This is a genomic window from Brevibacterium album DSM 18261 (assembly GCF_000426445.1).
Classification (GTDB): domain Bacteria; phylum Actinomycetota; class Actinomycetes; order Actinomycetales; family Brevibacteriaceae; genus Brevibacterium; species Brevibacterium album.
Genome location: NZ_AUFJ01000011.1, coordinates 342,548 through 369,252, shown reverse-complemented (window position 1 = coordinate 369,252; position 26,705 = coordinate 342,548). Strand labels below are relative to the sequence as shown.

At 71.2% G+C, this 26,705-nt stretch carries 21 protein-coding genes; 8 read left to right on the top strand and 13 right to left on the bottom strand.

Features of this window, described 5'->3' with window-relative positions:
* Positions 1-344 precede the first annotated feature (344 nt).
* From qcrB to ctaE, 4 genes are read right to left on the bottom strand one after another with little or no spacing between them, the layout of a single operon-like run.
* Positions 345-1,979, bottom strand: a complete 1,635-nt coding sequence (qcrB, locus tag K318_RS0109055) for a cytochrome bc1 complex cytochrome b subunit (RefSeq protein WP_029089264.1) — start codon at positions 1,977-1,979, stop codon at positions 345-347.
* Positions 1,976-3,043 (bottom strand): cytochrome bc1 complex Rieske iron-sulfur subunit, encoded by a 1,068-nt coding sequence (gene qcrA, locus K318_RS0109050; protein WP_029089263.1) that lies wholly within the window; start codon positions 3,041-3,043, stop codon positions 1,976-1,978. The genes qcrB and qcrA overlap by 4 nt, the downstream gene beginning before the upstream one ends.
* Before the next feature lie 40 nt (positions 3,044-3,083).
* Entirely contained in the window at positions 3,084-3,869 is a 786-nt protein-coding gene (gene qcrC / locus K318_RS0109045; RefSeq protein ID WP_029089262.1) for a cytochrome bc1 complex diheme cytochrome c subunit, read from the bottom strand.
* A gap of 49 nt (positions 3,870-3,918) precedes the next feature.
* A complete protein-coding gene (gene ctaE, locus K318_RS0109040) occupies positions 3,919-4,560 on the bottom strand; it encodes an aa3-type cytochrome oxidase subunit III (RefSeq protein WP_211233309.1) in 642 nt (213 codons plus the stop codon).
* 324 nt (positions 4,561-4,884) lie between these two features.
* On the opposite strand from ctaE, the gene trpD reads away from it, so the two are divergent.
* Positions 4,885-5,937: an anthranilate phosphoribosyltransferase gene (gene trpD, locus K318_RS0109035; protein ID WP_029089260.1), complete on the top strand. Its 1,053-nt coding sequence runs from the start codon at positions 4,885-4,887 to the stop codon at positions 5,935-5,937.
* Here the strand turns inward: trpD and K318_RS20555 are convergent.
* The 3 genes from K318_RS20555 to K318_RS0109020 form a co-directional block, all read right to left on the bottom strand.
* Entirely contained in the window at positions 5,926-7,656 is a 1,731-nt protein-coding gene (locus tag K318_RS20555) for a DEDD exonuclease domain-containing protein (protein ID WP_051297742.1), read from the bottom strand. The genes trpD and K318_RS20555 overlap by 12 nt on opposite strands.
* 64 nt (positions 7,657-7,720) lie before the next feature.
* Positions 7,721-8,128 carry a hypothetical protein gene (locus tag K318_RS20550; protein ID WP_051297741.1) on the bottom strand — a complete coding sequence of 136 codons (408 nt, stop codon included), beginning with the start codon at positions 8,126-8,128 and terminating at the stop codon, positions 7,721-7,723.
* Positions 8,125-8,904 carry an alpha/beta hydrolase gene (locus K318_RS0109020; protein WP_051297740.1) on the bottom strand — a complete coding sequence of 260 codons (780 nt, stop codon included), beginning with the start codon at positions 8,902-8,904 and terminating at the stop codon, positions 8,125-8,127. Before K318_RS0109020 ends, K318_RS20550 begins: the two co-directional genes overlap by 4 nt.
* A 127-nt stretch (positions 8,905-9,031) precedes the next feature.
* Here K318_RS0109020 and K318_RS20545 point away from each other — a divergent pair, with 127 nt between their 5' ends.
* On the top strand, positions 9,032-9,793 hold the full coding sequence (locus K318_RS20545; protein WP_084499896.1) for a lysophospholipid acyltransferase family protein: 762 nt from the start codon (positions 9,032-9,034) through the stop codon (positions 9,791-9,793).
* Positions 9,794-9,935: 142 nt separating this feature from the next.
* Positions 9,936-10,493 carry a MerR family transcriptional regulator gene (locus tag K318_RS0109010; RefSeq protein WP_084499908.1) on the top strand — a complete coding sequence of 186 codons (558 nt, stop codon included), beginning with the start codon at positions 9,936-9,938 and terminating at the stop codon, positions 10,491-10,493.
* Between the two features lie 111 nt (positions 10,494-10,604).
* On the opposite strand, the gene K318_RS20540 is transcribed toward K318_RS0109010, so the two are convergent.
* From K318_RS20540 to K318_RS0108995, 3 genes are read right to left on the bottom strand one after another with little or no spacing between them, the layout of a single operon-like run.
* Positions 10,605-11,483, bottom strand: a complete 879-nt coding sequence (locus tag K318_RS20540; protein ID WP_084499895.1) for a ParA family protein — start codon at positions 11,481-11,483, stop codon at positions 10,605-10,607.
* 53 nt (positions 11,484-11,536) lie between these two features.
* Complete coding sequence (locus K318_RS0109000; protein WP_029089257.1) at positions 11,537-14,554, bottom strand: AAA family ATPase; 3,018 nt, start codon at positions 14,552-14,554, stop codon at positions 11,537-11,539.
* Positions 14,551-15,726, bottom strand: coding sequence for an exonuclease SbcCD subunit D (locus K318_RS0108995; protein WP_029089256.1), 1,176 nt, complete (start codon positions 15,724-15,726; stop codon positions 14,551-14,553). Before K318_RS0108995 ends, K318_RS0109000 begins: the two co-directional genes overlap by 4 nt.
* 159 nt (positions 15,727-15,885) lie before the next feature.
* On the opposite strand from K318_RS0108995, the gene K318_RS0108990 reads away from it, so the two are divergent.
* Genes K318_RS0108990 through K318_RS0108980 form a run of 3 tightly spaced genes read left to right on the top strand, consistent with a single transcriptional unit; the run spans position 15,886 to position 20,686 of the window.
* On the top strand, positions 15,886-19,287 hold the full coding sequence (locus tag K318_RS0108990) for a pyruvate carboxylase (protein ID WP_029089255.1): 3,402 nt from the start codon (positions 15,886-15,888) through the stop codon (positions 19,285-19,287).
* Complete coding sequence (locus K318_RS0108985; protein ID WP_029089254.1) at positions 19,280-19,771, top strand: peptide deformylase; 492 nt, start codon at positions 19,280-19,282, stop codon at positions 19,769-19,771. The genes K318_RS0108990 and K318_RS0108985 overlap by 8 nt, the downstream gene beginning before the upstream one ends.
* A gap of 51 nt (positions 19,772-19,822) precedes the next feature.
* Complete coding sequence (locus K318_RS0108980) at positions 19,823-20,686, top strand: 3-hydroxybutyryl-CoA dehydrogenase (protein WP_029089253.1); 864 nt, start codon at positions 19,823-19,825, stop codon at positions 20,684-20,686.
* Positions 20,687-20,788: 102 nt separating this feature from the next.
* On the opposite strand, the gene K318_RS0108975 is transcribed toward K318_RS0108980, so the two are convergent.
* From K318_RS0108975 to K318_RS0108965, 3 genes are all read right to left on the bottom strand, one after another.
* Positions 20,789-21,784: a glycine betaine ABC transporter substrate-binding protein gene (locus K318_RS0108975; RefSeq protein WP_029089252.1), complete on the bottom strand. Its 996-nt coding sequence runs from the start codon at positions 21,782-21,784 to the stop codon at positions 20,789-20,791.
* Between the two features lie 130 nt (positions 21,785-21,914).
* Positions 21,915-23,330, bottom strand: coding sequence for a dicarboxylate/amino acid:cation symporter (locus K318_RS20535; RefSeq protein ID WP_051297739.1), 1,416 nt, complete (start codon positions 23,328-23,330; stop codon positions 21,915-21,917).
* 80 nt (positions 23,331-23,410) lie between these two features.
* Positions 23,411-24,706 carry an aspartate aminotransferase type Ic gene (locus tag K318_RS0108965; RefSeq protein ID WP_029089251.1) on the bottom strand — a complete coding sequence of 432 codons (1,296 nt, stop codon included), beginning with the start codon at positions 24,704-24,706 and terminating at the stop codon, positions 23,411-23,413.
* A gap of 63 nt (positions 24,707-24,769) precedes the next feature.
* On the opposite strand from K318_RS0108965, the gene K318_RS0108960 reads away from it, so the two are divergent.
* Both K318_RS0108960 and K318_RS20530 read left to right on the top strand, forming a co-directional pair.
* On the top strand, positions 24,770-25,855 hold the full coding sequence (locus K318_RS0108960; protein WP_029089250.1) for an Ldh family oxidoreductase: 1,086 nt from the start codon (positions 24,770-24,772) through the stop codon (positions 25,853-25,855).
* The gene (locus K318_RS20530) at positions 25,852-26,697 is read left to right on the top strand and encodes a class I SAM-dependent methyltransferase (RefSeq protein WP_051297738.1); all 846 of its coding nucleotides are present in this window, start codon (positions 25,852-25,854) and stop codon (positions 26,695-26,697) included. Before K318_RS0108960 ends, K318_RS20530 begins: the two co-directional genes overlap by 4 nt.
* The last annotated feature ends 8 nt before the right edge of the window (positions 26,698-26,705 follow it).

The following is a 26,705-nucleotide window of genomic DNA, read 5'->3' as shown; positions in this document are numbered from 1 at the left end:
TGAGGAGGAGATCACCGGCACCGGCCTTCGAGGCCGGAGCTGTGCAGGACGCGTCCTGCTTCGATGCGCTGCGCAGGCGACTCCCTGCCGAGGATGCGATGGGGACGGGCGTGCCGTGTGGAACGGCGCTGCCAGACCGTCCTTTGTGTCTCACCTCTGCCTCATGTCTCTGTCTGCTTCGAACGTATGAGGATTTCTCGACGCAGAATGAGACACGAACGCTGGAGAGGAGGCAGCGCGCACATGACGGCGGGGCCGGCAGGATCTGATGATCCCGCCGGGCCCGCCGGTCTCTGCCGTTCAGCAGCTCGGAGCACTGAGCTCTCACGCTCTGAACGACATGCTCACTTCTCGATCTGACCCTCGTCGTGACCGCCCTCGACCTCGTGGTGGTCGTGGTGCGCGGCGTCGAGTTCGGCCTTCGTGACGGGGGTGACCCGCTCCTCGTAGAAGGCCTTCGCGATCCGTGCGCGGATGCGCTCGGAGCGGGAGATCTTCCCATCCGGTCCGGGCTGGGCCGGGATGGGCGCAGGTGCCTCGAACGCGGTGAGCTTCCACATCTCCTGCGGCGTGAGCGACTTGTGGCGCTCCTGGAACTCACCGTGCGGCAGGCGGATGACGTGGCCGGACTCGTGACCGTGGAGGACGAGCTCCCGGTCCTTCCGCTGCAGGCTCAGGCAGATCCGACGCGTGAGGAAGAACGCGATGACCGGGCCGAAGACGAACAGGACGCGGAAGATGTAGATCATGTCGTTGAGCGACATGTGGAAGAAGACGGCCACGAGGTCACCCGAGGCGCCCGCCCACATGACGCAGTACCACACGATTGCGGCGACGCCGAAGGCGGTGCGGGTCGGGGCGTTGCGCGGGCGGTCGAGGATGTGGTGCTCGCGCTTGTCCTTCGTCAGCCAGGCCTCGATCCACGGCCACACCATCGCGATGCCCCAGAAGAAGAGCATGATGACGACCGCGATGTTGATGTTGAGGCTGATCGGGTACCCGAAGATGTAGAACTCCATCCAGCCGGGCATGATGCGGAGGATGCCGTCGGCCCAGCCCACGTACCAGTCCGGCTGCGTGCCTGCGGAGACGGGGGAGGGGTCGTACGGGCCGTAGCTCCACAGCGAGAGGATCTGGAACTGCGAGGAGATGAGCGCCAGCAGACCGAAGATCATGAAGAAGAACCCGCCGCCCTTGGCCGCGAAGGTGGGCAGCACCGGCTCGCCCACGACGTTCTTCTCCGTGTGCCCGGCACCGGGCCACTGCGTGTGCTTGTGGATCACCACGAACATGAGATGGATGCCGATCAGCGCGATGAGCAGCGCCGGCAGGATCATGATGTGGAGCGTGTACAGGCGCGACACGATGTCGACACCGGGGAACTCGCCTCCGAACAGGAAGAACGAGATGTAGGTGCCGACCAGCGGCAGCGACTTCAGGATGCCGTCGATGATGCGGAGGCCGTTGCCGGAGAGCAGGTCGTCGGGCAGCGAGTAGCCGGTGAAGCCGGCGCCGAGGCCGATCATCGTCAGCAGGACGCCGATGACCCAGTTGAGCTCACGGGGCTTGCGGAACGCACCGGTGAAGAAGATGCGCAGCGCGTGGATCGTCATCGCCGCCATGAACAGCAGGGCTGCCCAGTGGTGCATCTGACGGATGAACAGGCCGCCGCGGACCTCGAAGGAGATCTCGAGGGTCGACAGGTACGCCTCGGACATCTCGACGCCGTGCAGCGGCGTGTACGGGCCGTGGTAGACGACCTCGGCCATCGCCGGCTTGAACCAGAAGGTCAGGAACGTGCCGGTCAGGAGCAGGATGATGAAGCTGTAGAGCGCGACCTCACCGAGCATGAATGACCAGTGGCCGGGGAAGATCTTGCGCCCGAACTCGCGCACCGCCTTCGAAGCGCCGGTGCGCTGCTCAGTCCAGGCCGCGGTCCTGCCGATGGCGGTCGTGGGCTGCTGTGTGGCGATGCTCATGCGCCGGTCTCCCTCGTGTTGATCTCCCAGAAGGTCGGGCCCACGGGCTCGGTGAAGTCGGACTGCGCCACGAGGTAGCCCTCCGAGTCCACAGAGATGGGAAGCTGGGGCAGCGGCCGCTTGGCGGGTCCGAAGATGACCTTGCAGTGGTTGGTGACGTCGAACGTCGACTGGTGGCAGGGGCACAGCAGGTGGTGCGTCTGGTGCTCGTAGAGAGCGACGGGGCAGCCGACGTGGGTGCAGATCTTGGAATAGGCGACGATGCCGTCGACGCCCCAGTCCTCGCGCTCGGGATCCGTGTTGAGCTCGCTGGGGTCGATCCGCATGAGGAGGACGGCGGCCTTGGCCTTCTCGTCGAGTGCGTGGAAGGCGCCCTCGCCGTGGGGGTCGTCCTGCACGAGGTTCTCGGGGATGACGTGGAAGGCCGAGCCGATCGTGACCTCGGAGGCCTTGAGCGGGTGCAGCTGCTCCCGCGTCGGGATTCCTCCGATGTCCTTGCACAGGCGGACGTTCGTGTCCCACAGCGTGTTGAACAGCTTGTCGCCGGGCAGCGGCCCCAGATCGCGGAACACGAGGATCGCCGGCAGCGGCGCGATGGCGACGGCGGCGATGAGCGTGTTGCGGATGAGGGACCGGCGTGCGATGCCGGACTCGTCCTTCGCCTGCTCGAGGATCTCGAGCGCGATGGCCTGGTCCTCCTCGGAGCCGGCGATGTCATGCCGGTCCTCGACGACCTCGGCGTCCGTGATGAGGGTCCTGGCCCACAGGATGATGCCGATGCCGATGCCGAAGAGCGCCACCGCGGCACCGAGACCCACGGACATGGTGTGGAGGCGGACCTGCGCCGTCTCACCGACCGGGAACAGGAAGTAGGCGACGATGAACCAGACGGTTCCGATCATCGAGAGGATGAACCACGCCGCGATCTGACGCTCCGCGGTCCGCTCTGCGGCGGGACTGCTGTCCGTGATGCGGGGCTTGTGCTCCGCGAAGCCCGGGTTCTCGAACCCGTTCAGCTCCTCGAGCTGGCCGCCGTGGCCGCCGCTGTGCTCTTTCGAGGTCATTCGCTTCCTCGTCTATAACTCGTTACGGATGGTGAAATGCTCACTTGGAGCGCGCGGTGATCCAGACGGTGATCCCGATGACGGCCGCGAGCCCGAAGAACCAGATGAAGAGGCCCTCGGAGACGGGGCCCAGCGAACCGAGCTTGAAGCCGCCGGGAGCGGTCTCCTCCGACACCTCGCGGACGTAGGTGATGACGTCGCGCTTCTCCTCGGGGGAGAGGTTGGCGTCGTTGAAGATCGGCATGTTCTGCGGGCCGGTCTGCATGGCCTCGTAGAGGTGCTTCTCGGAGACCTCGGAGAGGTTGGGGGCGTACTTGCCCCGGGTGAGGGCACCGCCGGCGCCGACCACGTTGTGGCACATGGCGCAGTTGGTGCGGAACAGCCCACCGCCGGCGGCGGCGTCGCCCTCGGCGGTGTTGAGGAACTCCTCCTCGGGGACCGCGGGACCGGGGCCCAGCGAGGCGACGTAGCCGGCCATCTGCGCGATCTGCTCCTCGGAGAACTGCGGCTGCTTGACCTGTCCCTGAGGTCCGTGCATCTGCAGCGGCATACGGCCCGTGCCGACCTGGAAGTCGACGGCTGCGGCGCCGACCCCGATGAGGCCGGGCCCGTTCTCCGTGCCCTCGGCATTCATGCCGTGGCAGGTGGCGCAGTTGGCGACGAAGAGCTTGTTGCCCTCCTCGATGTCAGCGGCGCTGTACTCGTCGGCCTTCGCGGTGGTGCTGCTGGAGAAGAGGGCGTATGCGCCGCCCGTGAGGAGCAGCCCCACCAGCAGGAGAACGACGAGGGCCATCGGGTGCCGACGGCGTGTGGCGAGAAGCTTCACTGTGTGTCCTTTTCTGATGCGTCTTCGATGGTCGTGCAGTCCGCCTGTGTCACTTGACCAGGTAGATCACCGCGAACAGACCGACCCAGACCACGTCGACGAAGTGCCAGTAGTAGGACACGCAGGTCGCGAAGGTCGCCTCGCGGTGCCCGAAGCGCTTGGCTCCGTACGCGCGGCCGATCACGAACAGGAAGGCGATGAGGCCGCCGATCACGTGCAGGCCGTGGAAGCCGGTCGTGATGTAGAAGACCGAGCCGTAGCCGTTGGAGTTGATCGCGACGCCGTGCGAGACGAGCGTGGCGTACTCCATGACCTGACCGGCGACGAAGACCGAGCCCAGGATGAACGTGAGGTAGAACCACTCGATCATGCCCCAGGACCTGATGTCGAACAGGCTGCCGGTGCGGGACGGCTTGAACTCGTGCTCGGCCTTCCACACGCCGATCTGGCACGTGAACGACGAGGCGACGAGGATGATCGTGATGCTCAGTGCCCAGGGGACGTCGAGCTTGGCGGCCTCGACCTCCCACATGTCCGGGACCACCGAGCGGATGGTGAAGTACATGGCGAAGAGCGCGGCGAAGAACATCAGCTCGCTGGCCAGCCAGACGATGAACCCCACGGTCGTCGAATCTGGCCGGTTCACCGAGGGATGAACTGGCGCTGAGGTGGATGCAGCTACGGTTGACACGCCCCCATTATTACCCGTTTTGCAGGGGGATTTCACCTTGCGCACAGGTTGCGGAGCCGAGTTTTTCTACGGCGTGTAGGAAGAACCGCGAGCTGGCGCGGATCGCCAGCCTGGGAGATCTGTGAGAAAAGTGCGCCGACCCCGGCGCACACGGTGTGTCGGCCGCTTGGATAGTCTTCTCACGGGCCTGCCGCGGCGGGCCCAGACACGCAGTCAACGCGAGGGAGTGCTCACGTGTCCGTCTTCTCCATCGGCGAGGCCGCCGAGCCCGCACAGTCCGCACCGGCATCCGCCGGCTCCGCCCGTCGCGAGGACCGAGGCGGACTGCTCACGGACGTGCGGAGCTGGCCGGACCTCCTCGTGGGGCTCATGGCCGGACGGGACATGGACGAGGAGACGGCGGCGTGGGCGATGGACGGCATCATGTCCGGCGAGGTGCCGGATGTGACGATGGCGGCCTTCCTCGTCGCGCACCACGGCAAGGGCGAGACGGTCGAGGAGATCTCCGGCCTCGTGCGCTCGATGTTCGAGCACGCCGTCCCGCTGCCGGGACTCTCGCACGCCGTCGACATCGTGGGCACCGGCGGCGACCGCGCGAGGACCGTGAACATCTCCTCGACCGCGTCCTTCGTCATCGCGGCGAGCGGTCAGCCCCTCGTCAAGCACGGCAACCGCGCCACCTCCTCGGCCTCGGGCTCCGCGGACGTGCTCGAGGAGCTGGGGCTCACCCTCGACCTCACCCCGGAGCAGTCGGGTGAGCTCGCACGCGAAGTGGGGATGGCCTTCGCCTTCGCGAACGTCTACCACCCCTCGATGCGCTTCATCGCGCCGGTGCGCAGGCAGATCGCGGTGCCCTCGGCGTTCAACATCCTCGGTCCGCTCACGAATCCGGCGCGCACCCGCGCGGCCGCGATCGGCGTGGCCGATCCCGCCATGGCCCCGCTCATGGCCGGGGTGCTCGCCGCCCGCGGCGACTCCGCGCTCGTGTTCCGCTCGCGCGACGGCCTCGACGAGTTCTCGACGACGGCGCCGACCGATGTGTGGGAGATCCGTGACGGCGAGGTCGCGCCGCAGGTGGTCGACGCCGTGGACCTCGGGCTCCCGCGTGCGGCGAAGGACGATCTGCGGGGAGGCGATCCCGCCCACAACGCCCGGGTGATGCGCGCAACGCTCGCCGGCGAGCGCGGCCCGGTCAGGGACATCGTCCTGCTCAACGCGGCAGCGGCTCTCGTTGCGGCCGCTCCGGACGCCGAGGCCCCGCTGTCCGAGCGCCTCGCTGCGGCTCTGGTCCGCGCCGAGGAGACCCTCGACTCCGGCGCCGCGGCCGCGAAGCTCGAGGCCATGATCGAGGCCTCGCACCGCCTCTCACAGTCCTGAGGGCCAGAGGGCGCGAGCCCTGCCGAACCCCGCGGCGGCCTGCGCCCACGGCGCCGCTGCCGTCACGGGTCTGGTCCGGCCGTCCGTGAGCCAGGCCAGCAGCAGATCGGTCTCCTCCTCCCAGGTGTGCGGTGCGGCGGCCTCGGGCGGCGGCACGTACTCCGCGGAGGCCGCGAGCGCGACGAGCGCGGAGGGCACCGCGGCTCGCTGGGGGCTGCTGCCCGCGGCCGCGAGCCTGCCGTGCCGGACGATCGCGAGATCCCAGCCGCCCTGGGGCCGGGGTGCGGCTGCGGTGAGCTCCGGTGCGCTCCGCAGGGCGGTGCGCGCCTCCTCGGCTGCGGCGGCACCGAGCAGTGCGCTCACGGCGTCCCGGACCTCTGCCGCGGTCTCGTAGCGCTGCTCCGCCGCGAGCCGGCCGATCCGCTCCCGGGCCGCGCGCAGGAAGCCGCTCGGGCGGCCGGCCAGAAGCGCGGAGAGGGGATCGAGCCCCGCGAGGTAGTCCGCCGGATCGTGCTGGCCTGCGCACGGGCCGTGGCAGCGGCCGACCTGCGCCGCCGAGCACGGGGAGAACCCGGCCCTCCGCGGGTCCGCCGTGCAGGTCTTGAGCGGCAGGCACTGCTCGAGCAGCTTCTTCACCGCCTCGGCCTGCCTGCGGCGCCTGAACGGCCCGAGCACGGCGCCGGGATCGCGGCCGCGCAGGGTGCGCACGGCGGACAGCCGGGGGAACGCCTCCGGCGTGAGCGCGAGCCAGTGCCGTCTCTCCGGCCCCCGGGAGCGCCGGTTGTAGGGGGGATCGAGCTCCGCGATGAGGCGGACCTCGCGGACGCGCGCCTCGAGATCGGTGGCGCAGATCAGGGGCGTGACCTCCTGTGCCGCCGTGACCATCTCGGTCATGCGGCCGCGGGTCTCGCCCGCGGTGAAATAGGAGCGCACGCGCGTGCGCAGATCGCCGCTGGAGCCGATGTAGAGGACGCGGCGGGACCCGTCGAGGAACGTGTAGACGCCGGGGGCGTGCGGCAGGCCGTCGGCGAGGTGCGTCTTCCTGCGGCGGCGGGACCAGCCGGCCCCGCGCACCGTGTCGAGCTCCTCCAGCGTCTCGACTCCATGGGACCCCAGGATCCCGAACAGGCCGTGCAGGACGTCCACCGTCGCCCGGGCATCGGACAGTGCGCGGTGGTCGGGGGAGACCTGTGCGCTGAAGTGCCGGGCCAGTGTCGCGAGCTTGTGGTCGCGCACCTGCGAGCGCGGCAGCAGCTTGCGCGCCAGCACGACCGTGTCGAGGACGCGCGGGGCCGGCCAGGGGTAGTCGAGCCGGGCGCAGGCCCGCCGCAGGAAGCCGATGTCGAAGGGGGCGTTGTGCGCGACGAGCACGGCGCCCGCGGCGAACTCGAGGAAAGAGGGCAGGACGGCGGAGAGCGGCGGCGCATCCGCGACCATCGCATTCGTGATGCCCGTGAGGCGGGTCACGAAGGGGGAGATCGCGGTGCCCTCAGGCCTCACGAGCGTCTGGAACTCGCCCCGGACCTCGCCGCCGCACACCCGGACCGCGCCGATCTCCGTGATGTCGTTCGCATTGCCGGAGGCGCCGGTGGTCTCGAGGTCCACGACGACGAAGTCGACGGTGCGCAGGGGCGTGCCCAGATCCGCGAGGGAGAGCTGACCGGCGCCCGCGTGCGTGTGCGAGCGGTCGAACGGTGCATCGGGCTGGGGAGAGCGCATGTGCACATCGTGCCACGGGGCGCGGACACGGCCCTCGCCCGGAAGGTCCGCGCGGACGGCCGGCTCAGACCTCGCCGCCCTCCGCCCCCGGGTCCCGGACCCGCGGGAGGCGCGTGAAGAGCACCGCCGCCGAGGCGATCGTCACGGCGAGCAGCACGAGCATCGCCCAGCCGGGGAAGGGCCGGAGGAAGAGCGCGCCCAGCAGCAGGGCCGCGAGGCCGCCGAGCGCGCCGACGAAGCCGAGCACGAGTGCGGGGGAGGCGGTGCGCCAGCCCACGGGGGCGGGCTCCGGGGGCGTCCAGTCCTCGTCGTCGAGGGCCTCGCGGACCTCCTCGGGGGCGATCTCCGAGCCCCGGGCGGTCGTCATCCGGATGCTGTCGACGAAGTCCTGCCAGTCCGCATCGGCCACGCGGTCCTCGGCCGGGAGCTCCTCGGGGCGCTCCGGCTCCTCCTCGTGCTCGCGGCCGGTCACAGCGGCCGCTCCGGGGCGGGCTCCGGGTCCTGCACCGCAGCATTCAGGGCGCGGCGCACCTCGTCGGCGATGACCGGTGCGTCGTAGTCGAGGGTCGCGACGTGGCGGCTGCGGCGCAGGGCGACCGTCCGCAGCGGTGCGGACAGCCTGCTGCGGAGGATGCGGTGGCTCGCGGGCGAGACCACGGAGTCCGCACCCGAGAGGCACACGGTCACGGGACAGCGGATCGCCCAGAGCCGCTCACGCAGATCCCGCAGCGCACGGTGGTAGGTGGCCAGCGCCGCGAGCGGGGTGCGGTCGTTCGCGTACTCGACGGCGTCGGGGGCCGCGATGTCCCCTCCGATGGCCCCGATGCTCGGCACCACCCGGCTGAGGGCCGGCAGGAGCGGCGCCAGCGGCGAGTCGATCCGCAGCCCGGGATTCACGAGCACGAGCGCGGCGGGGCCCGCAGCGCGCCCGCGCTCGGCGGCGAGGGCGCATGCGAGCGCCCCGCCCATCGACAGCCCGCACACCACGACGGTCCGGTGGCCGGCGGCGAGGCGCGCGTACTCGCGGCGCACGCACTCCAGCCAGTCGTCCCAGCCGGTGCGCGCGAGCTCCTGCCACGTCCCGCCGTGGCCGGGCAGCAGGGGCACGCTGACGGTGACGTCCTCGGCGGCGAGCGCCTCGGCGAGGGGGATCATCGCACCGGGCGAGCCCGTGAAGCCGTGGAGCAGCAGCACCGCCGCCGATCCGGGCCGGCCCTCGTGCAGCCAGGGTGCGCGGGGATTCGTCATGGCACCAGCTTCCCACACCGCCCCGTCGGGGAGCCCGGCCGCGTCCGCGCCCCGCTGTACTGTGAGGGCACGGGCGCCGCGGAGGTGCGGGCGCCCGTGCCACCGGCCGAAAGGATGGACCCCCGCGGTGTTCTACTGGTTCCTCAAGCGCGTACTCGTAGGCCCCCTGGTGCGCCTCCTGTTCCGTCCGTGGGCGCGCGGGGTGGACAACGTCCCGGACTCCGGCCCCGTGATCCTCGCGGCCAACCACCTCTCGTTCATGGACTCCGTGTTCGTGCCGCTCGCGCTGCGCCGGCCCGTGGTCTATCTCGCCAAGGACGAGTACTTCCGCCGTCCCGGGGTGCGCGGTGCGCTCACCCGGCGCTTCTTCGAGATGACGGGCCAGCTGCCCATGGACCGCGCCGGAGGCGCTGGCTCCGAAGCCTCACTGGGACTCGGCGAGGACGTCCTGGAATCGGGTTCCGTGCTCGGCATCTACCCCGAGGGCACCCGGAGCCCGGACGGCCGGCTGCATCGCGGGCACACGGGAGTCGCGCGCCTCGCCCTCGCCACCGGTGCCCCGGTGGTGCCCGTGGCCGTGGTCGGCACCGACCGGCTGCGGCCCGCGGGAGCACGCCTGCCGCGGCTCCGCAGGGTGGGGACGGTCTTCGGCGAGCCCCTGCGGCTCGGCGGGCCCGATCCCGCGGCCGCGGCGGACCGCTTCGCGCTGCGCCGGGCGACGGACCGGGTCATGGACGAGATCATGCGGCTGTCCGGGCAGGAGTACACGGGCGTCTATGCCGCACCCCGGGCCCGGCTGCTGGCCGCCGCTCCGGGCGCGTTCGATTCCTCCGGTAACAGCGACACGCCCAAATCGTTATCCCGGGGGTCCGTGCATCGGCTGCGGTGAGTGCGTAGCTTCGTCCTGTGCCCGTAACCCCGGCGTGCGGCGCAGGCAGGTGTAGAATCGTTGAGCACCACAGGCCTCGCTGTCGCCAAGCTTCCCCCTGGGGTGTGAAGGAGGAGTCGGTGTGAACCGCTCTGAACAGGAGATGACGCAGGACAGGCCCGTGCCCAGCGGCGCACAGGGTCTGCTCTTCGACGACGACATACCGGTCCTCGACGACGAGGCCGGCTACCGCGGACCCACCGTGTGCAAGGTCGTCGGCATCACGTACCGGCAGCTCGACTACTGGTCGCGGACCGCGCTGGTGGTCCCCTCGATCCGTGCGGCGACCGGCTCGGGTTCGCAGCGTCTGTACAGCTTCCGCGATGTGCTCGTCGTGAAGATCGTCAAGCGCCTCCTCGACGCGGGCGTCTCCCTCCAGCAGATCCGCGTCGCGGTCGGCCACCTCCAGAACCAGGGCGTGGAGGAGCTCTCCCAGATCACGCTCATGAGCGACGGCTCGAGCGTCTTCGCCTGCACCTCGGCGAACGAGGTCATCGACCTCGTGCAGGGCGGGCAGGGCGTCTTCGGCATCGCGGTCGGCCATGTGTGGCGCGAGGTGCAGGGCACCCTTTCCGAGCTGCCCAGCGAGCGTCCGGCCGATGAGATCCGGCCGCAGGAGATGGACGAGCTGGCCGCGCGCCGGGCCCGCAGCGCGGGCTGAGGCGGGAGCTCGGCAGCGGAGAGCCTGCGGCAGACAGGGCCCCGCCGGACATGAGAGTCCGGCGGGGCCCTGTCGTATCTGCCGTACCGGCGCGCAGGCCGACTGTGCAGCTCAGCGGTGGTCGGCTGCCTGTCCGGGGGCGGCCGGCGGCTGCTCGCCCTGCTCGCTCCCGCCGGCCTCGGGCGCCGAGCGCGGTGTCCGGCTGCGCATCGTCGAGGTCCGGAGCGCCCGATCGAGCAGGGTGTCGAAGGCGCCGGCGAGATCGCCGGCGATCTTGCCCGGCCACGCGTGGATGGGGCGGGCCGAGCCCTGTGCCTGCTGCAGCACGGTGCGCTCGGGGATGGGAGGACTGAGGACGAGCGGACCGAACATGTCGCGCATCTCCTCGATCCGGTACTCGTGCTCGCGCGACTTCGTCCGTACGCGGTTGGGCACGATGCCGAGCGGCTGCAGGTCAGGGGCCCCGCGGCGCCGCAGCTCCGCGATCGCTCGCAGCGCCCGGTCCGCGGCCGCGACCGAGAAGAGACCCGGTTCGGTCACGACGGCCACGCGCTGACTGGCCATCCACGCCGCCCGGGTGAGGCCGTTCATGGACGGGGGGCAGTCGACGATGACGACGCGGTAGTCGTCGGCGACCGTCGTGAGCGCTTCGCTGAGCCGCCGCAGATAGCGCTCGGAGAGAGTCGGACGGTCGAACTCGGCCGCGCGCGGGCTGCCCGGGATGACGTCGAGGGCGCCCGCGGCGTCCCCGGACCAGCCCGAGGGCACGATCGCCTGCGAGATGATCTTCGTCCTGGGCGCGGCGAGCACATCTGCGATGTCCAGAGGCGTCGTCACCGGCACGTCGAGTCCCGTCGACGCATCCGCTTGCGGATCCATGTCGACGACGAGGGTGGGCAGACCGCGGTTGTACGCGGCGGAGGCGAGGCCGAGCGCGACCGAAGTCTTCCCGACGCCTCCTTTGAGGCTGGAGACACTGATGACGAGCACGGGATCTACCGTAGCGGATAGGGGAGCCCATTCCGCGAACGCGGTGCCCTGTGTCACTCCGCGGAGATCGAGGAGCCGGCGGGTCCCGGCCGCACCACGAGGCGGGTGGGCAGCGTCTGCCGCATCTCGCTCACGTGCGAGATGATCCCGATCGTGCGGCCGCCGGTGCGCAGTCCGTCGAGGACGGCGAGGACATCGGCGAGGGAGTCCGGGTCGAGTGTGCCGAATCCCTCGTCGAGGAACAGCGTCTGCAGCTCCGTGCCCGCCGATGTGGCGCGCACCGTGTCCGCGAGGCCCAGTGCCAGGGCGAGCGCGGCCATGAAGCTCTCGCCGCCGGACAGTGTGCGCGGATCGCGCTCCTGGTCGGTGAAGGTGTCCACGACCCTGAGGCCGAGGCCGGCGCGCCTCTCCCTGGCGCCGTGGCGCAGGGTGTGGACCAGCCGGTACCGGCCGGCCGTCATCGCGAGCAGGCGGTGCGAGGCCTGGGCCGCGACCTCGGCGAAGATGGCGACGAGCGCGTACGAGGACAGCGACATGCGCTGCGCGGCCTCTCTGCTGGTGCCCTGCACGAGCGCGGCGAGATCCGTGTCGCGCAGCCATTCCCGCAGCTGCGCCTCCTCCCTGACCTGCTCGGCCTGCGCGGAACGGACCTCGGCCGCGGCCTGCTCCGCCCTGTCGGCCGCGATCGCGTGCCGGTGCTGTGCCTCGGTGCGCCGGGCTCGCCAGCGCTCAGCCAGCTCCTCCGCCCGGTCCAGCGCCTGCGCGAGCCCGGTCTCCGAGGCGGTGTCCCCGCGGGCGCGCACGATCTGCGGGTCGTCGCCCTGCGCCGTGAGGCGCGCCGCCTGCCGGGCCTCCTGCTCGGCGGCGGCCTCCAGCTCCGCCAGTGGCAGCCGGGCCGCGGCCAGCAGCTCCTCCTCGGAGGCGAAGGGCGAGGCCCCGAGCGCCTCGGAGAGGTCCCGCCGGCGGAGGGCGAGGGTGCGGGCGGCCCCATCGACGGACTTCGCGGCCGCGGACCACTCCTGCCGGTGCCGTTCGATCTCCTCGAGCGTCCGCAGCAGACCGGCGGCCTCGTCCGCCTGCGCGGGAGCGGAGACACCCAGCGCGGTGAGCGCGGCGGGCGGTTCCCTGTCCTCGCCGGAGGCCTCCGAGACGCGGGCCTCGGTCCGTGCGTGCTCAGTCGCCGCGGCCGCCGCGCGGGCCTCGGCCTCTGCGAGCGCCTGTCGATGCGCATCGAGTGCGGCTTCGAGACGGGCACAGCGCTCCCGGAGCGCGGGCCGGGCAGCGAGGAGGCGCGTCCTCTCCTCCGCGCGCTCCTGTGCGGTCCGCAAATCGTCCTCGAGGCGTGCGGGATCGATGCCTGCGGCCTCCCGCTGCGCGGTGGAATGCGTCCGGCGCGCGACCTCGAGGCGCTCGCGGGCTGCTGCCAGGCTCTCAGCGGCCCGGCGCTCGGCGGCCGCGGCCGCCTCTTCCTCCTCGGGGTCCGGTGCAGCTTCGGGGAGGGGTGCGGGGGAGGGGTGGGCGCAGCTGCCGCAGACGGGGCAGGGTTCCTCCTCGCCCAGATCCGCGGCGAGTCGGCCGGCGAGGCTCTCCCGCAGCGCCCGGCGCAGGCGGGCGAGTTCGAGCGCCGCGGCCTCTGCTTCGCGCGCTGCCGCGGCGCAGGCCTCCGCGGCCTGCGCCTCCTCGGCGGCGGCTCGGGTGCGGGCCTCGAGCGCCCTTCGCCTGGCCCGCAGATCCTCGAGGACAACGGCGGCGTCAGCGAGCGTCTCGAGCCTGTCCAGGGCGGCGCGCTCCTCGGAGGCGGCCGCGGACTGCGCCTCCTGCCCGGCCTCCACCGCGGTCCGCGCCTCGGCGAGCGCCGACTCGGCCCGCTCGGCCGCGTCTGCGGCCGAGGCGCGCTCGGCCCGCAGCTGCGCGAGGCGGTCCAGGCGGTTCCGGATCTCCTCGGCGGCGGTGCGCGCCTGTGCGAGGAGCGCGGGGACCAGCTCCTCGGGTGAGGAGAGCGGGCACCCCTCGGGCAGCGCCCGGACGAGCCGCTCATGTGCCTGCCGCAGCTCTGCCGCGCGGGCCTCCTCCTGGCCCCGGGCCTCCTCGGCCTCGTCGTGCAGCCGGAGCAGGGGTGCGGCGGCGCGGGCGAGCGTGAGCCGACTGCCTGCCTCCTCCCGTGCCTCGCGTCCGGCCTCCCAGGCAGACAGTGCCGCCTCCAGCTCGCGGAGGGCGGTCCGGTCCGTCGTCCGGTCGCGCAGCGCGGCCGCGGCTCCGGCATGCGCCTCGGCGAACTCCTGCGCCAGCGCTGCGGTGTGCGCGCACACCTCGGCGGCCTCCTGCGCCAGCGTCCGGGCGAGGCCGAGGTGCGCGAGCAGGTCGTCGAGCTCGGTGCCGCCTGCCGATGGTGCGGGCAGGGCTTCCCAGGCCGCCTGGGAGGCCTGTTCCATCCGGAAGCGTCTGCGCTCCTCGGCGGACTGACTGCCGCGGCGGGCCTCTGCGGCGCGGTCCGCGAGCACCCGTTCGACCTCGGCGAGGTGCTCGGTGGAGAAGAGCCGGGTGAGAATGGCCTCCCGCTCACCGGGGTCGGCGTGGAGAAAGGCTGAGAACTCGCCCTGCGGGAGCAGGATGAGCTTGGTGAACTGGGCCGCGCTCAGCCCGATCGCCTCCTGCAGGAAGGACTGGACCTCCTGTGCGGTGCGGCCGATCCCCGCCCAGCCGTCCGCGCGGAGCTCGCTCAGCGCCACGCGATGGGGCTGAGTCGTCGTGCCGGTCCCGCGTCTGCGGGGCCGTTCGTACTGGGGCGAGCGCTCGACCCCGAACCGCCGGCCGTCCACGCTGAACTCCAGGCGCACACGGGTCGGCACGGTGGGGGCGGCGTGGGTCGAGCGCAGCTCCTTGGCCGCTCCGCGGGCTCCCGGCACCGTGTTGTACAGGGCGAAGCACAGGGCGTCGAGGATCGTCGTCTTGCCCGCGCCCGTGGGGCCGGCGATGAGGAAGATGCCGTCCGTCCCGGCCGCGTCGAAGTCGATCGTCTGCAGGTCCGCGAACGGGCCGAATCCTTCGATCTCCAGGAGGTGCGGTCTCATGCCCGGCCCCCGCTCTCCGCCTGGCTCAGCACCTGTGCGAGGGCGGATTCGAAGCGCTCGAGAGCGTGGGCGGGTGCGGGGATGCCGCGCTGGGTCTCGTAGAACTCGCCGAAGACCTCGGTGTCGGTCCGCGCCGCGGCCGAGGCCGCCGTGTGCACGGGCGCGACGGGCCGCTCTGCGAGGCCCGTCCACGACATCCGGATGAAACCGGGGAAGGCCTGCCTGAGCCTCTCGAGCGCGCCGGGGACGCGGCCCGGATCCGTGAGCTCGACGCTCACGAGCGCGTCCGCGTGCTCGTGAGCGGCGGCGAGCACCCCCTCGAGCGTGCCCGAGAGCGTGCGCAGGCGCAGGAGTTCGGGGACTGCATGGTCGGTGAGGACGGGGGCGGAGTCGGGGCCTGTCAGCTCGATCTCGACGACGCGCTTGGGCGTATCCTCCTCCCCGAAGGAGAAGGGCAGCGGGGAGCCCGAATAGCGCACGTGTGCGGCGAGGTCGTGCGGACGGTGGACATGGCCGAGGGCGGCGTAATCGCAGTTCGCGAAGACCGACAGCGGCGCGAGGCCCACCCCGCCCACCGAGATGTCGCGCTCGGAGTCGCTCGCGGCCGACCCTGCCACGAACGCGTGCGCGAGGACGATGAGCCGGTCCCGCTCCGGCCGCACCGCTCCGATCCGATCCATCGCAGCCGTGAGCACGGCGGTGTGAGTGCGCGCCGCGGCTCCCAGCCGCTCCCATACGAGCGCCGGTTCGAGATAGGGGATGCCGTGGAAGGAGACGCCCGGCTCCGGATCGTCCGGTGCCAGTTCCCGGCCCTCGTAGTCCAGCCGCACGGGGCGCACGATGTCGCTGAGCCGCGTGCACAGGTGCAGGCCGGCGCCGTCGAGCTGCCGCCTGCCCACTCCCAGCCGGATGAACGAGTCGTGGTTGCCGCTCGTGGCGATGATCCGGGCGCCGGCGGTCAGCAGCGCCGACGTCGCGCGGTCCCACAGGGCGAGTGCGTCCGGGTGCGGGATCGCCCGGTCGTAGACGTCTCCGGAGACCAGCACGGCATCGATTCCGCGGTCCGCGACGAGGGCGGTGAGCCAGTCGATGAACGCCGCGTGGGCCGCCTCCGTGCCGGAGCCGTGGATGCGCCGGCCCAGGTGCCAGTCGGAGGTGTGGAGGATCCGCATGCGCCTCACCCTAGCCAAGGCCGCGGACACGGCACCGTGCGTGCTCCGGAAGGGCCCCGGGCACCCCGCCCGCGACGTGGCGCAGCCCACTTGTAGAGTGGCCCTGTTCCGCTGAACAGCGCCGCGCGAGTGTGCGGTGCCGGAGAGAAACGAGTTCGAATGTTCCGAAAGGTGCTAGTCGCCAACCGCGGTGAAATCGCGGTCCGCGCATTCCGCGCCGCCTACGAGCTGGGCGCGGAGACCGTCGCGGTCTTCCCATACGAGGATCGCAATTCCGAACATCGCCTGAAGGCCGATGAGGCCTACCAGATCGGCTCCGAGGGCCACCCCGTCCGCGCCTACCTCGACGTCGCCGAGATCATGCGCGTGGCGAAGGAGTCCGGGGCGGACGCCGTCTACCCCGGGTACGGCTTCCTGTCCGAGAACCCCGAGCTCGCCCGGGCCTGCGCGGCTGCCGGGATCACCTTCGTGGGACCGCGCGCCGACGTCCTCGAGATGGCCGGCAACAAGGTGCAGGCGCTCGATGCCGCACGCCGCTCGGGCGTGCCGACGCTGGCTTCGACGCGCCCCTCGGCGGACATCGACGAGCTGCTGTCCGAGGCCTCCGGCATGGAGTTCCCGCTCTTCGTCAAGGCCGTGGCCGGCGGCGGCGGCCGCGGCATGCGCCGGGTCGACTCGCACGGCGAGCTCGTGGAGGCCCTCAAGGCCGCGATGCGCGAGGCCGAGGGCGCTTTCGGGGACCCGACCGTCTTCATCGAGCAGGCCGTCCAGCGCCCCCGCCACATCGAGGTGCAGGTGCTCGCGGACAACGACTCGAACATGATCCACCTGTTCGAGCGCGACTGCTCCATCCAGCGCCGCCATCAGAAGGTCGTCGAGATCGCGCCGGCGCCCAATCTCGCCCCTGAGGTCGCCGATGCGCTGCGTGCCGATGCGCTGCGCTTCGCGTCCGAGATCGGCTACCAGAACGCCGGGACGGTCGAGTTCCTCCTCGAGACGGCGGGCCCCCGCGCCGGCAAGCACGCGTTCATCGAGATGAATCCGCGCATCCAGGTCGAGCACACCGTCACGGAGGAGATCACGGACGTCGACCTCGTCCAGTCCCAGCTCCTCATCGCCTCCGGTGCGACGCTGGAGGACATCGGGCTGTCCCAGGACACCGTCCACATCAAGGGTGCCGCACTGCAGTGCCGCATCACGACCGAGGACCCCGCGAACTCGTTCCGGCCGGACACCGGCGTCATCACCGCATACCGCTCGGCGGGCGGCGCGGGCGTGCGGCTGGACGGCGGCACGGCCTACGCCGGCGCCGAGGTCTCCGCCCACTTCGACTCCATGCTCGTCAAGTGCACCACCCGGGGCCGGACCTTCACCCAGGCCGTCGAGCGCGCCCGCCGTGCGCTCGCGGAGTTCCGCATCCGCGGCGTCGCCTCGAACATCGGCTTCCTCAAGGCCGTCCTCGACCAGCCGCAGTTCCGAGCCGGCGATCTCGCGACGACGTTCATCGACGACCACCCCCACCTGCTCGAGGCCCGCTCGGGCGCCGACCGCGGCTCGAAGATCCTCGACTACCTCGCGGATGTCACGGTCAACCGCCCCCACGGGCGCGCGCCGCTCAGCATCGATCCCGCCGTCAAGCTCCCCTCCCTCGGGGGGGTGCCCGAGGCGCCGGCCGGCTCCCGTCAGCAGCTCGCCGAACTCGGACCGGAGGGCTGGGCGCAGGCGCTGCGCGCGCAGTCTGCGCTCGCGGTCACGGACACGACATTCCGCGATGCGCACCAGTCCCTGCTCGCCACGCGCGTGCGCACGAAGGACCTCCTGGCGCCGGCCGAGCACCTCTCCCGGCTCACCCCGGAGCTGCTGAGCGTCGAGTGCTGGGGCGGGGCGACCTACGACGTCGCGCTGCGCTTCCTGGGAGAGGACCCCTGGGAGCGGCTGGGCCGCCTGCGCGAGGCGATCCCCAACATCAATCTCCAGATGCTGCTGCGGGGCCGCAACACCGTGGGCTACACGCCCTACCCCACGCAGGTCACGGACGCCTTCGTCGCCGAGGCCGCCGAGGTGGGCGTGGACATCTTCCGCATCTTCGACGCGCTCAACGACGTCTCGCAGATGCGGCCGGCGATCGACGCGGTCCGGGCGACCGGCACCTCGGTCGCGGAGGTCGCGCTCTGCTACACCTCCGACCTCCTCAACCCGGCCGAGGAGCTCTACACCCTCGACTACTACCTGCGCCTGGCCGAGCAGATCGTCGAGGCCGGCGCGCACGTGCTCGCGATCAAGGACATGGCCGGCCTGCTGCGGCCGGCGGCGGCCACGAAGCTCGTCACCGCGCTCCGCGAGCGCTTCGACCTGCCGGTCCACGTCCACACCCATGACACGGCCGGCGGACAGCTCGCCACGCTCATGGCGGCCTCGGCCGCGGGCGCGGACGCCGTCGACGCGGCGAGCGCGGCGATGTCGGGCACGACGAGCCAGCCCTCGCTCTCGGCCCTCGTGGCCGCGCTCGAGCACACCGAGCGCGACACCGGGCTGAGCCTGTCCGCGGTCTCCGACCTGGAGCCGTACTGGGAGGCCGTGCGCAATGTCTACCGGCCCTTCGAATCGGGACTGCCCGGTCCGACCGGGCGCGTGTACCGGCACGAGATCCCCGGCGGGCAGCTCTCGAACCTCCGCCAGCAGGCGGTGGCGCTGGGCCTGGGGGAGAAGTTCGAGGAGATCGAGGCGATGTACGAGGCGGCCGACAGGCTGCTGGGCCACCTCGTCAAGGTGACCCCCTCGTCCAAGGTCGTCGGCGATCTCGCCCTCCACCTCGTGGCCGTCGGCGCGGATCCGCAGGAGTTCGAGGAGCATCCCGAGCGCTTCGACGTGCCCGACTCCGTCGTGGGCTTCCTCTCCGGTGACCTGGGCGATCCTCCCGGCGGCTGGCCGGAGCCCTTCCGCACGAAGGCGCTGGCCGGCCGGACGCACAGGGCGCCGGAGGCCGATCTCCCGGAGGAGGACGCGGCGCTGCTGGCCGAGCCGGGCCGCACCCGGCAGGAGACGCTGAACCGTCTCCTGTTCGCGCAGCCCACCAAGGAGTACACGCGGGTCCGTGAGGCCTACGGCGATCTGTCCGTGCTGGACACGCAGCTCTACCTCTACGGGATGGCCGAGGGCGAGGAGCACACGGTGCGGATCGAACGGGGCAAGTCCCTGCTCGTGGGCATCCAGGCGGTGGGCTCGGCCGATGAGCGGGGCATGCGGACCGTCATGTGCACCCTCAACGGCCAGCTGCGGCCGATTTCGGTGCGCGATCGCTCCGTCGAGGTGGACGTCGCGACTGCGGAGAAGGCCGATCCGGACAATGCCGGCCATGTGGCCAGCCCCTTCGCCGGCGTCGTGACGCTCCAGGTCGCGGTGGGCGATGCGGTGAAGGCCGGGCAGACGGTCGCGACCATCGAGGCGATGAAGATGGAGGCCTCCATCACGGCGCAGATCGACGGCACCGTCTCGCGGCTCGCGATCGGTCCCGTGCAGCAGCTCGAGGGCGGCGACCTGGTCGTGGTGGTCGATGCCTGAGCGGGCCATCCGGCACTACGGCGATCCGGTGCTGCGCAGCGTCTGCGTGCCGGTCACCGTCTTCGACGATGCGCTGCGGGCGCTCGTGGACGATCTCGCCGCCACCGCCGCCCCCGAGGGGCGTGCGGCGGTGGCGGCACCGCAGATCGGGGTGAGCAGGCGGATCTTCGCCTATCACCTCGACGGTCGCATCGGCCACGTCATCAACCCCGTGGTCGTCGAGACCGGGGGAGAGCTGCGCGACATCGACGAGGGCTGCCTCTCCGTGCCGGGGCTGTGGTTCCCCACGCCCCGGTGGGAGCACGCGGCGGTGAGCGGTGTGGACGTCGAGGGTGAGGAGGTCCGGATCGAGGGCGAGGGCGTGTTCGCCCAGATGCTCCAGCACGAGACCGACCACCTCGACGGCACCGTGTACGTCGAGACGCTGCCCAAGGAGCGGCGCCGCGAGGCGCTGCGGGCGATCCGTCAGGCCGAATGGTTCTGATGTGAGCACTGCTTCTGATGTGGGTGCAGGAACGACGAAAGGGATAGGCATATGACCATCGAACGCGCCGGGGTAGTGGGCTCCGGACTCATGGGATCCGGCATCGCCGAGGTGCTCGCCCGGGCAGGCCTGATCGTGGTCGTCCGGGACATCAGCGCCGAGGCTGTCGCGGCCGGGCGGGGGCGCATCGAGAAGAGCCTGGAGAGGGGAGTGGAGCGCGGCAAGCTCTCCGCCGAGGAGCGGGACGCCGCACTCGGCCGGCTCACCTTCACGACGGATCTCGCGGATCTCGCCGACTGCCGCCTCGTCATCGAGGCGGCGAGCGAGAACGAGGAGATCAAGAAGGCGATCTTCGCCGAGCTCGACGCCATCGTGAAGGACGAGGACGCGATTCTCGCCTCGAACACGTCCTCGATGCCGATCGTCCGGTTCGCGCAGTCGACGAAGCGGCCGGAGCGGGTGCTGGGCATCCACTTCTTCAACCCCGCGCCGGTCCAGCCGCTCGTGGAGCTCGTCGTCTCCGAGCTCACGGACCCCGCCGTCGTCGACGAGGTCGAGGCGTTCGCCTCCGAGGTGCTCGGCAAGGTGACGATCCGGGCTCAGGACCGGCCGGGCTTCGTCGTCAACGCCCTGCTCATCCCCTTCCTGTTCTCCGCGATCAGGATGGTGGAGTCTGGGCGGGCGACGAAGGAGGACGTGGATCTCGGGATGGTCAACGGCTGCGCCCACCCCATGGGGCCCATCGCCCTGGCTGACAGGGTGGGACTGGACACGTGCCTCTTCGTGGGCCGGAGCATCTACGAGGAGACCGGAGATCCGGCCGCCAAGCCGCCGGTCCTGCTCTCGCGCATGGTCGATGCGGGGCTGCTCGGCGTGAAGACCGGCCGCGGCTTCTACGACTACGGCAAGAAGTGAGCTGAGGCGCGCTCGTCGCACAGCCGAAGGGCGGGAACCCCCACGGGGTCCCCGCCCTTCGGCGTCTGATCCGGGCATCTCGGCGATCAGCCGAACCTGCCGTCAGGTGAGCGCGCCCGCCTTCCAGTCCTCGATGAACTCGGGGTTGTCCGCGACCCATTCGGCCACGGCCTCGTCGAGGTTCTCACCGCCGTAGTTCTCGTCGGAGAACATGACGTTCTCGACGCTCGCCAGGTTCTCATCGCTGATGACGAGGTTCTTCAGCAGCTGCGAGACCTCCGGGTGCTCCTCGCCGAAGCCCGCGGTCGCGAAGTTGTAGATCACCTCGGCCGCGCCCATCGCACCTTCCGGATCCTCGAGGTCCCGGATCGGGAAGGCGTCATAGGCCCAGTGCGGACGCCACAGCGTGACGACGATGTTCTCACCGGAATCCGTCGCCGATTTGAGCTCGGCGAGCATGGCAGGTGTCGAGGAGATCTTGAACTCCCAGTCCTCGAGCCCGTAGGTCGGGATCATGATGTCCTGCGTCTGCCGGGTGAGTCCGGCCCCGGCCTCGATCCCGACGATCGTGCTGTTGTGCTCATCGGCCATCTCTGCGAGGTCGGCCATCGACTGCGCGGGGGAGTCCTCGTTCACGGCGATCGTGTTGGCCGCCTGCACGTACCAGCAGCCGGAAGCCTCGAGCTGCTCGTCGAACTGCGCGATGTAGTCCTCGTGCGTGACCGGCAGCCACGCGTCCATGAGGAAGTCGATGTCGCCCTCGGCCACCGCCGTGTAGCCGGGTCCGGCCTCGAAGCCCTCGATGGTGACGGAGTAGCCCTCCTCCTCGAGCGCGTACTTGGTGAGGTGCGCCGCGGCGAAGGACTCGTCCCAGCCGTTGAAGGCCGCGATGCTGATCTCCTTGTCCTCCTCGGCGGCGAGATCCACCTCCGCTGACTGCTCGCCCGGTGTGCAGTCCGACCAGTCCGTCCCCTCCTCGGCCGCACCGGCGTCCGCGTCGCCCTGCGCCTGCCCCGCCTCCGTCTCACCGCACGCGGTGAGGACGAGGGCGGAGGCGGCGATCATGCCTGCCAGTGTCATGGATCTGCGGGTCTTCATCGTCCCTGTCTCCTCTGTGACCGGTGCGCACAGCACGTGTCCACCCAGCTGTCTGGGATTGGACAGCAGTCTCTCAGGTGCGGGAACCGGCGGACCAGGGGGCGTTACCGAAACGTGAGGAGTTCCCGGGTCAGTGCGTGCGCACGTGCTGTTCGCCCGCCGGGGCATCCTCTCCCGCGAACGACCGGCGGGCCGCCGCTGCGTAGGCCTCGCGGTCGAGGATCTTCTCGCGCGCTGCCACGATCACCGCGACGAGCGACTGCCCGGTGACATTGAGCGCCGTCCGGCCCATGTCGAGGATCGGGTCGATCGCCAGCAGCAGGCCCACACCCTCGAGAGGGAGGCCCAGCGTGGAGAGGGTGAGGGTGAGCATGACGGTCGCCCCCGTCATCCCGGCGGTGGCCGCAGATCCGAGCACGCAGACCAGCACGATGAGCAGGTAGTCCGTGAGAGTGAGCTGCACGCCGTAGAAGTTCGCGACGAAGATCGCCGCGAGCGACGGGTAGATCGCCGCGCAGCCGTCCATCTTGGTGGTCGCGCCCAGCGGCACGGCGAACGAGGCGTAGTGCGCCGGCACGCCCATGCGCTCGGTGACCGTCTGCGTCATCGGCATGGTGCCCAGGGAGCTGCGGGAGACGAAGCCCAGAGACGTCGCCGGCCACACGCCGCGGAGGAAGGAGCGGACGGAGAGCCCGGAGACGCGCAGGAGCACAGGGTAGACGAGCAGCGCCACGACGAGCATGCCGATGTAGACGTCCGCCGTGAAGACGCCCAGCTGGCCGATGGCCGCCCAGCCGTAGCTCGCCACGGCATTGCCCAGGAGGCCCACCGTGCCGATGGGCGCGAGCCGGATGACCCACCACAGGAGCCTCTGGACGATCGCGAGCGCGGAGGAGGTGAAGCGCAGGAACGGATCCGCCTTCTCGCCGACGCTGAGCACGGCGATGCCGACGGCGATGGAGATGACGAGGATCTGCAGTGCGTTGAAGCTCAGGGACAGGGTGCCGTCGTCCCCCGCGGAGCCCTCGAGCCCGATGAAGTTCGCGGGCACGAGCCCTACGAGGAAGTCGAGCCAGCCGCCCTGCGTCTGCGAGGCCTCCGCGGCCGAGGCATCCACCCCGGTGCGCGCGCCGGGAGTCGTGAGGATGCCGAGAGCGATCCCGATGGCCACCGCGATGAGCGACGTGAGCGCGAACCACACCAGCGTCTTCCATGCGAGCCGGGCGGCGTTGGTCACCTGCCGCAGATTCGCGATCGAGCTCACGATCGCGAGGAAGATGAGCGGCGGGACGAGTGCCTTGAGCAGCGTGACGAAGATCGAGCCGATCGTCTCGAGGACGATCATGAGAGCGTTGGGGCCGGGCCCGCCGTTCTCGCCGGTCCCCGGCACCTCGCCGATGCCCGCCGCCACGAGACCGAGGACGACGCCGAGGACGAGGCCGGTGAGCACCTGCCAGCCGAAGGGCACGCGAGCCAGCAGGGCGAACGGGTTCCGGGACCGCCGGGCGGAGCGCTGGTCCGAGAGAGCGGGGGGCTGCGAAGTCACCCCACGAGGCTAGGAGCGGAAAGTTCAGGCTTCAACCGATTGCCTCGGAGATCACAGTCCCGCTGGGAGAACGGTAGGGCTCACGCTCCCGAGGCGACCGCCTCGTAGGCGGCGAGCCTCACACACGCGGCCACCACCTCGGCGGCGGCCTCGACCTCCTCGAGCGGAGGCATGGAGGGGGCGATGCGGATGATCGCGTCATCGGGATCGAGGCCGTACGGGTGTGTGGCACCGGCCGGGGTGAGCTTGACGCCGGCCTCGCCCGCGAGCTTCACGACGCGCGAGGCGGTGCCGGGGCGGACCGCGAGCGTGATGAAGTACCCGCCGCCGGGGTTCGTCCAGGCGGCGAGGCCCTCGGGCCCGAGCACACGGGCGAAGACCGCATCCACCGCGGCGAACTTGGGCGCCAGCAGCTCCGCGTGGCGTCGCATGTGCGCGAGCACGCCTTCGGAGGAGCCGAAGAAGCGGGCATGCCTGAGCTGATTGACCTTGTCCGGGCCGATCGAACCGGCCCCCGTGTGGGCGAGGAACCACTCCGTCATCCGCTCCGAGGCGGCGAAGAACGCGACCCCGGCCCCGGCGTGGGTGATCTTCGAGGTCGAGGCGAAGACGAGCGGCCGATCGGGATGCCCGGCCTCGCGCGCGAGGCCGAGGACGTCGACCGGCTCAGGGTGCGGTTCCCGGAGGTGGTGGAGCGCATAGGCGTTGTCCCACATGACCGTGAAATCGGGCGCGGCGGTCTCGAGGGCCATGAGCGCGCGCGTGCGCTCGGCCGAGAGGGAGACGCCTGTGGGGTTCGAATGGACGGGCACGAGCCAGATGCCCTTGACGGAGGGGTCGGCCGTGAGCGTCGCGACCTGTTCCAGGTCCGGCCCCTCGGCGTCCGCATCCACCGGCACCAGCTCGAAGCCGAGGGACTCTGCGAGGCCGAAGTGCCGGTCGTAGCCCGGTGCCGGGCACAGCATGCGCACCGGCGCACCCGTCCGCGCCCAGGGCTCGGGCGAGTCCGGGCGGCCGTGGAGGAGGGCGAAGGTGAGCGCGTCCTTCATGAGCGTGAGCGAGGAGTTGCCCTGGGCGAGCAGCTGGCCGGGGGGAGCCTGCAGGAGCGGCGCGAAGATCTCCCGCAGCTCGGGCAGTCCCTCGGCCCCGCCGTAGTTGCGCGTGTCCGTGCCGTCCGCCGCGCGGAAGCTCTCGCCGTCGACCGCAGTGAGGAGCGGATTCGAGAGATCGAGCTGGGCGGCCGAAGGCTTCCCGCGGGTGATGTCGAGGGCGAGGCCCAGGGAGGCGAGCCGCTCGTATTCGGCGCCGGCCTGCTCGAGGCGGGCGGAGAGCTCTGCGGGGGAGGGGGAGGCTGCGGTTCCATCGCTTGCGGACATGGCCGCCATCTTAGTGAATGAGAGGCCCGGCCGCGGCAGGCGGCGCCGGATATCCTGGGGCGCATGAAGCGCTATGCACCTGACACCGTCCGCGCCCAGATCGACTCAGTCCTGAATGGCCTGGGAGCGGACGAGAGCACACGTGCGATCTGTACCGAGGTCATGTACGACACGGACCTCATGGGGGTCGACTCCCACGGGATCTCGATGCTGCCCTACTACGCCTCCGAGATCGAGAACGGCAATCTGCTGCCCACCGCTCAGCCCGAGGTCGCGCATGCCGCCGGAGCCGTCGCCCGGATCGACGGGATGCGGGCGTTCGGCCACACCGGCGCGCATCTCGCGATGACGAAGGCCATCGAGGCGGCGAAGTCGTTCGGCGTGGGCATCGGCGTCGTCAACCGGACCAACCACTACGGCGCCGCCGGCTACTACGCCCGCATGGCCGCCGAGGCCGGGCTCATGGGCATCTCCCTGTGCTCCACCGCCAACGCCCTCCAGATCCCGCACGGGGCCAAGTACCCGCTCATGGGCACCAACCCGATCGCCTTCGCGGCTCCCGTGCCGGGTGAGGACCCCGTGCTCGTCGATATGGCGACGAGCGTGGTGCCGCTCAACAAGGTCAAGGTCTACGGCCTCAAGGGCGAGCCGCTGCCGGCGGAATGGGTCGCGGACCCGGACGGCAGGCCGATCTACGATGCCGGCGAGGTGTACGAGCGCCTCGAGTTCGGCAAGGACGGGGGAGTGGGCCTGCTGCCGCTGGGCGGTGCGACGTTCTTCGGCGGCGGCCACAAGGGCTCGGCACTCGCCACGATGGTCCAGATCCTCTCCGCCGCGCTGCCCGGTGCGGGACAGCCGGGCAATGTGGACGGCTACCAGGACATCGGCTACTTCTTCCTCGCGATCGACCCGGCGTTCTTCGGCGCCCCCGTCGACGCGAGCGACTACGTGCGCGAGCTCCGCGAGACCATCCGCGGCATGGAGCCGACGGACCCCGCGGCCCCGGTGCAGGCCACGGGCGACCGCGACTTCCTCACCCGCGCCGAGCGCGAGGCCCACGGCATCCCGCTCGCGGATGCCCTCGTCGAGAAGCTGCGGGACCTCTGCACGCGCTTCGATGCGGAGTTCACGCTCACCGAGCAGCAGTGAGCCGGCAGGACGGAGACCTGTGGGCGGGCACGGGCCAGCGTGCGCGCAGGCCGCGGCTCGACGCCGCGGCCAAGGACGCGTACGGCACGGCCTTCGGTCGCTCCGCCGAGCTCTACCACCGGATCCGGCCGGCCTATCCCGATCCGGTGTACGGCTGGGCTGAGGGCTTCGCGCGTGAGGCTTCCGTCCCGGTCCCCGGCGCGTGCGTGGACGTCGGTGCGGGGACCGGCCTGTTCGGCGCCGGCCTGCGGGCACGCGGCTGGGAGGTCCTCGGCGTCGACCCGGATCCCGCGCTCCTCGAGCTGCATCCGACGCCCACGGCGGCAGGCACCGCTGAGGCCCTGCCGCTGGCCGAGGGATCGGCCTCTCTCATCACGGTCGCTCAGGCGTGGCACTGGTTCGACCCCGAGGCCGCCTCGGCGGAGTTCCGCCGCGTGCTGCGGCGTCCCGGCGCAGTCGTGATCGTGCTCAACCAGCTCGACGTGCGCATCGAATGGGTGCTGCGGCTCTCGCGGATCATGCACGCCGGCGATGTGTACCGCCCGCAGTGGCGGCCCGAGCTCACAGGATTCGGCCCGGTCCGCGCGGCGGAATTCCGCTTCTCCACACCCGGGATGACGGTCGGCGATCTCGTCGCTCTCGCGGCCACCCGCACCTACTGGCTGCGCGGCGATGAGCGCACGCGCGCCCGGGTCGAGGGCAATCTGCGCGAGTTCCTCACGGGGGAGGGCCGCGAACTCGCCCTCGCTTCCGGGCACGCGACGCCCGGGCACGCAGAAGGGGAGCCCGTGGTGTACGAGCTCCCCTATGTCTGCCTCGCCTATGCCGCGAGTCTCAGCTGAGGCGCGGA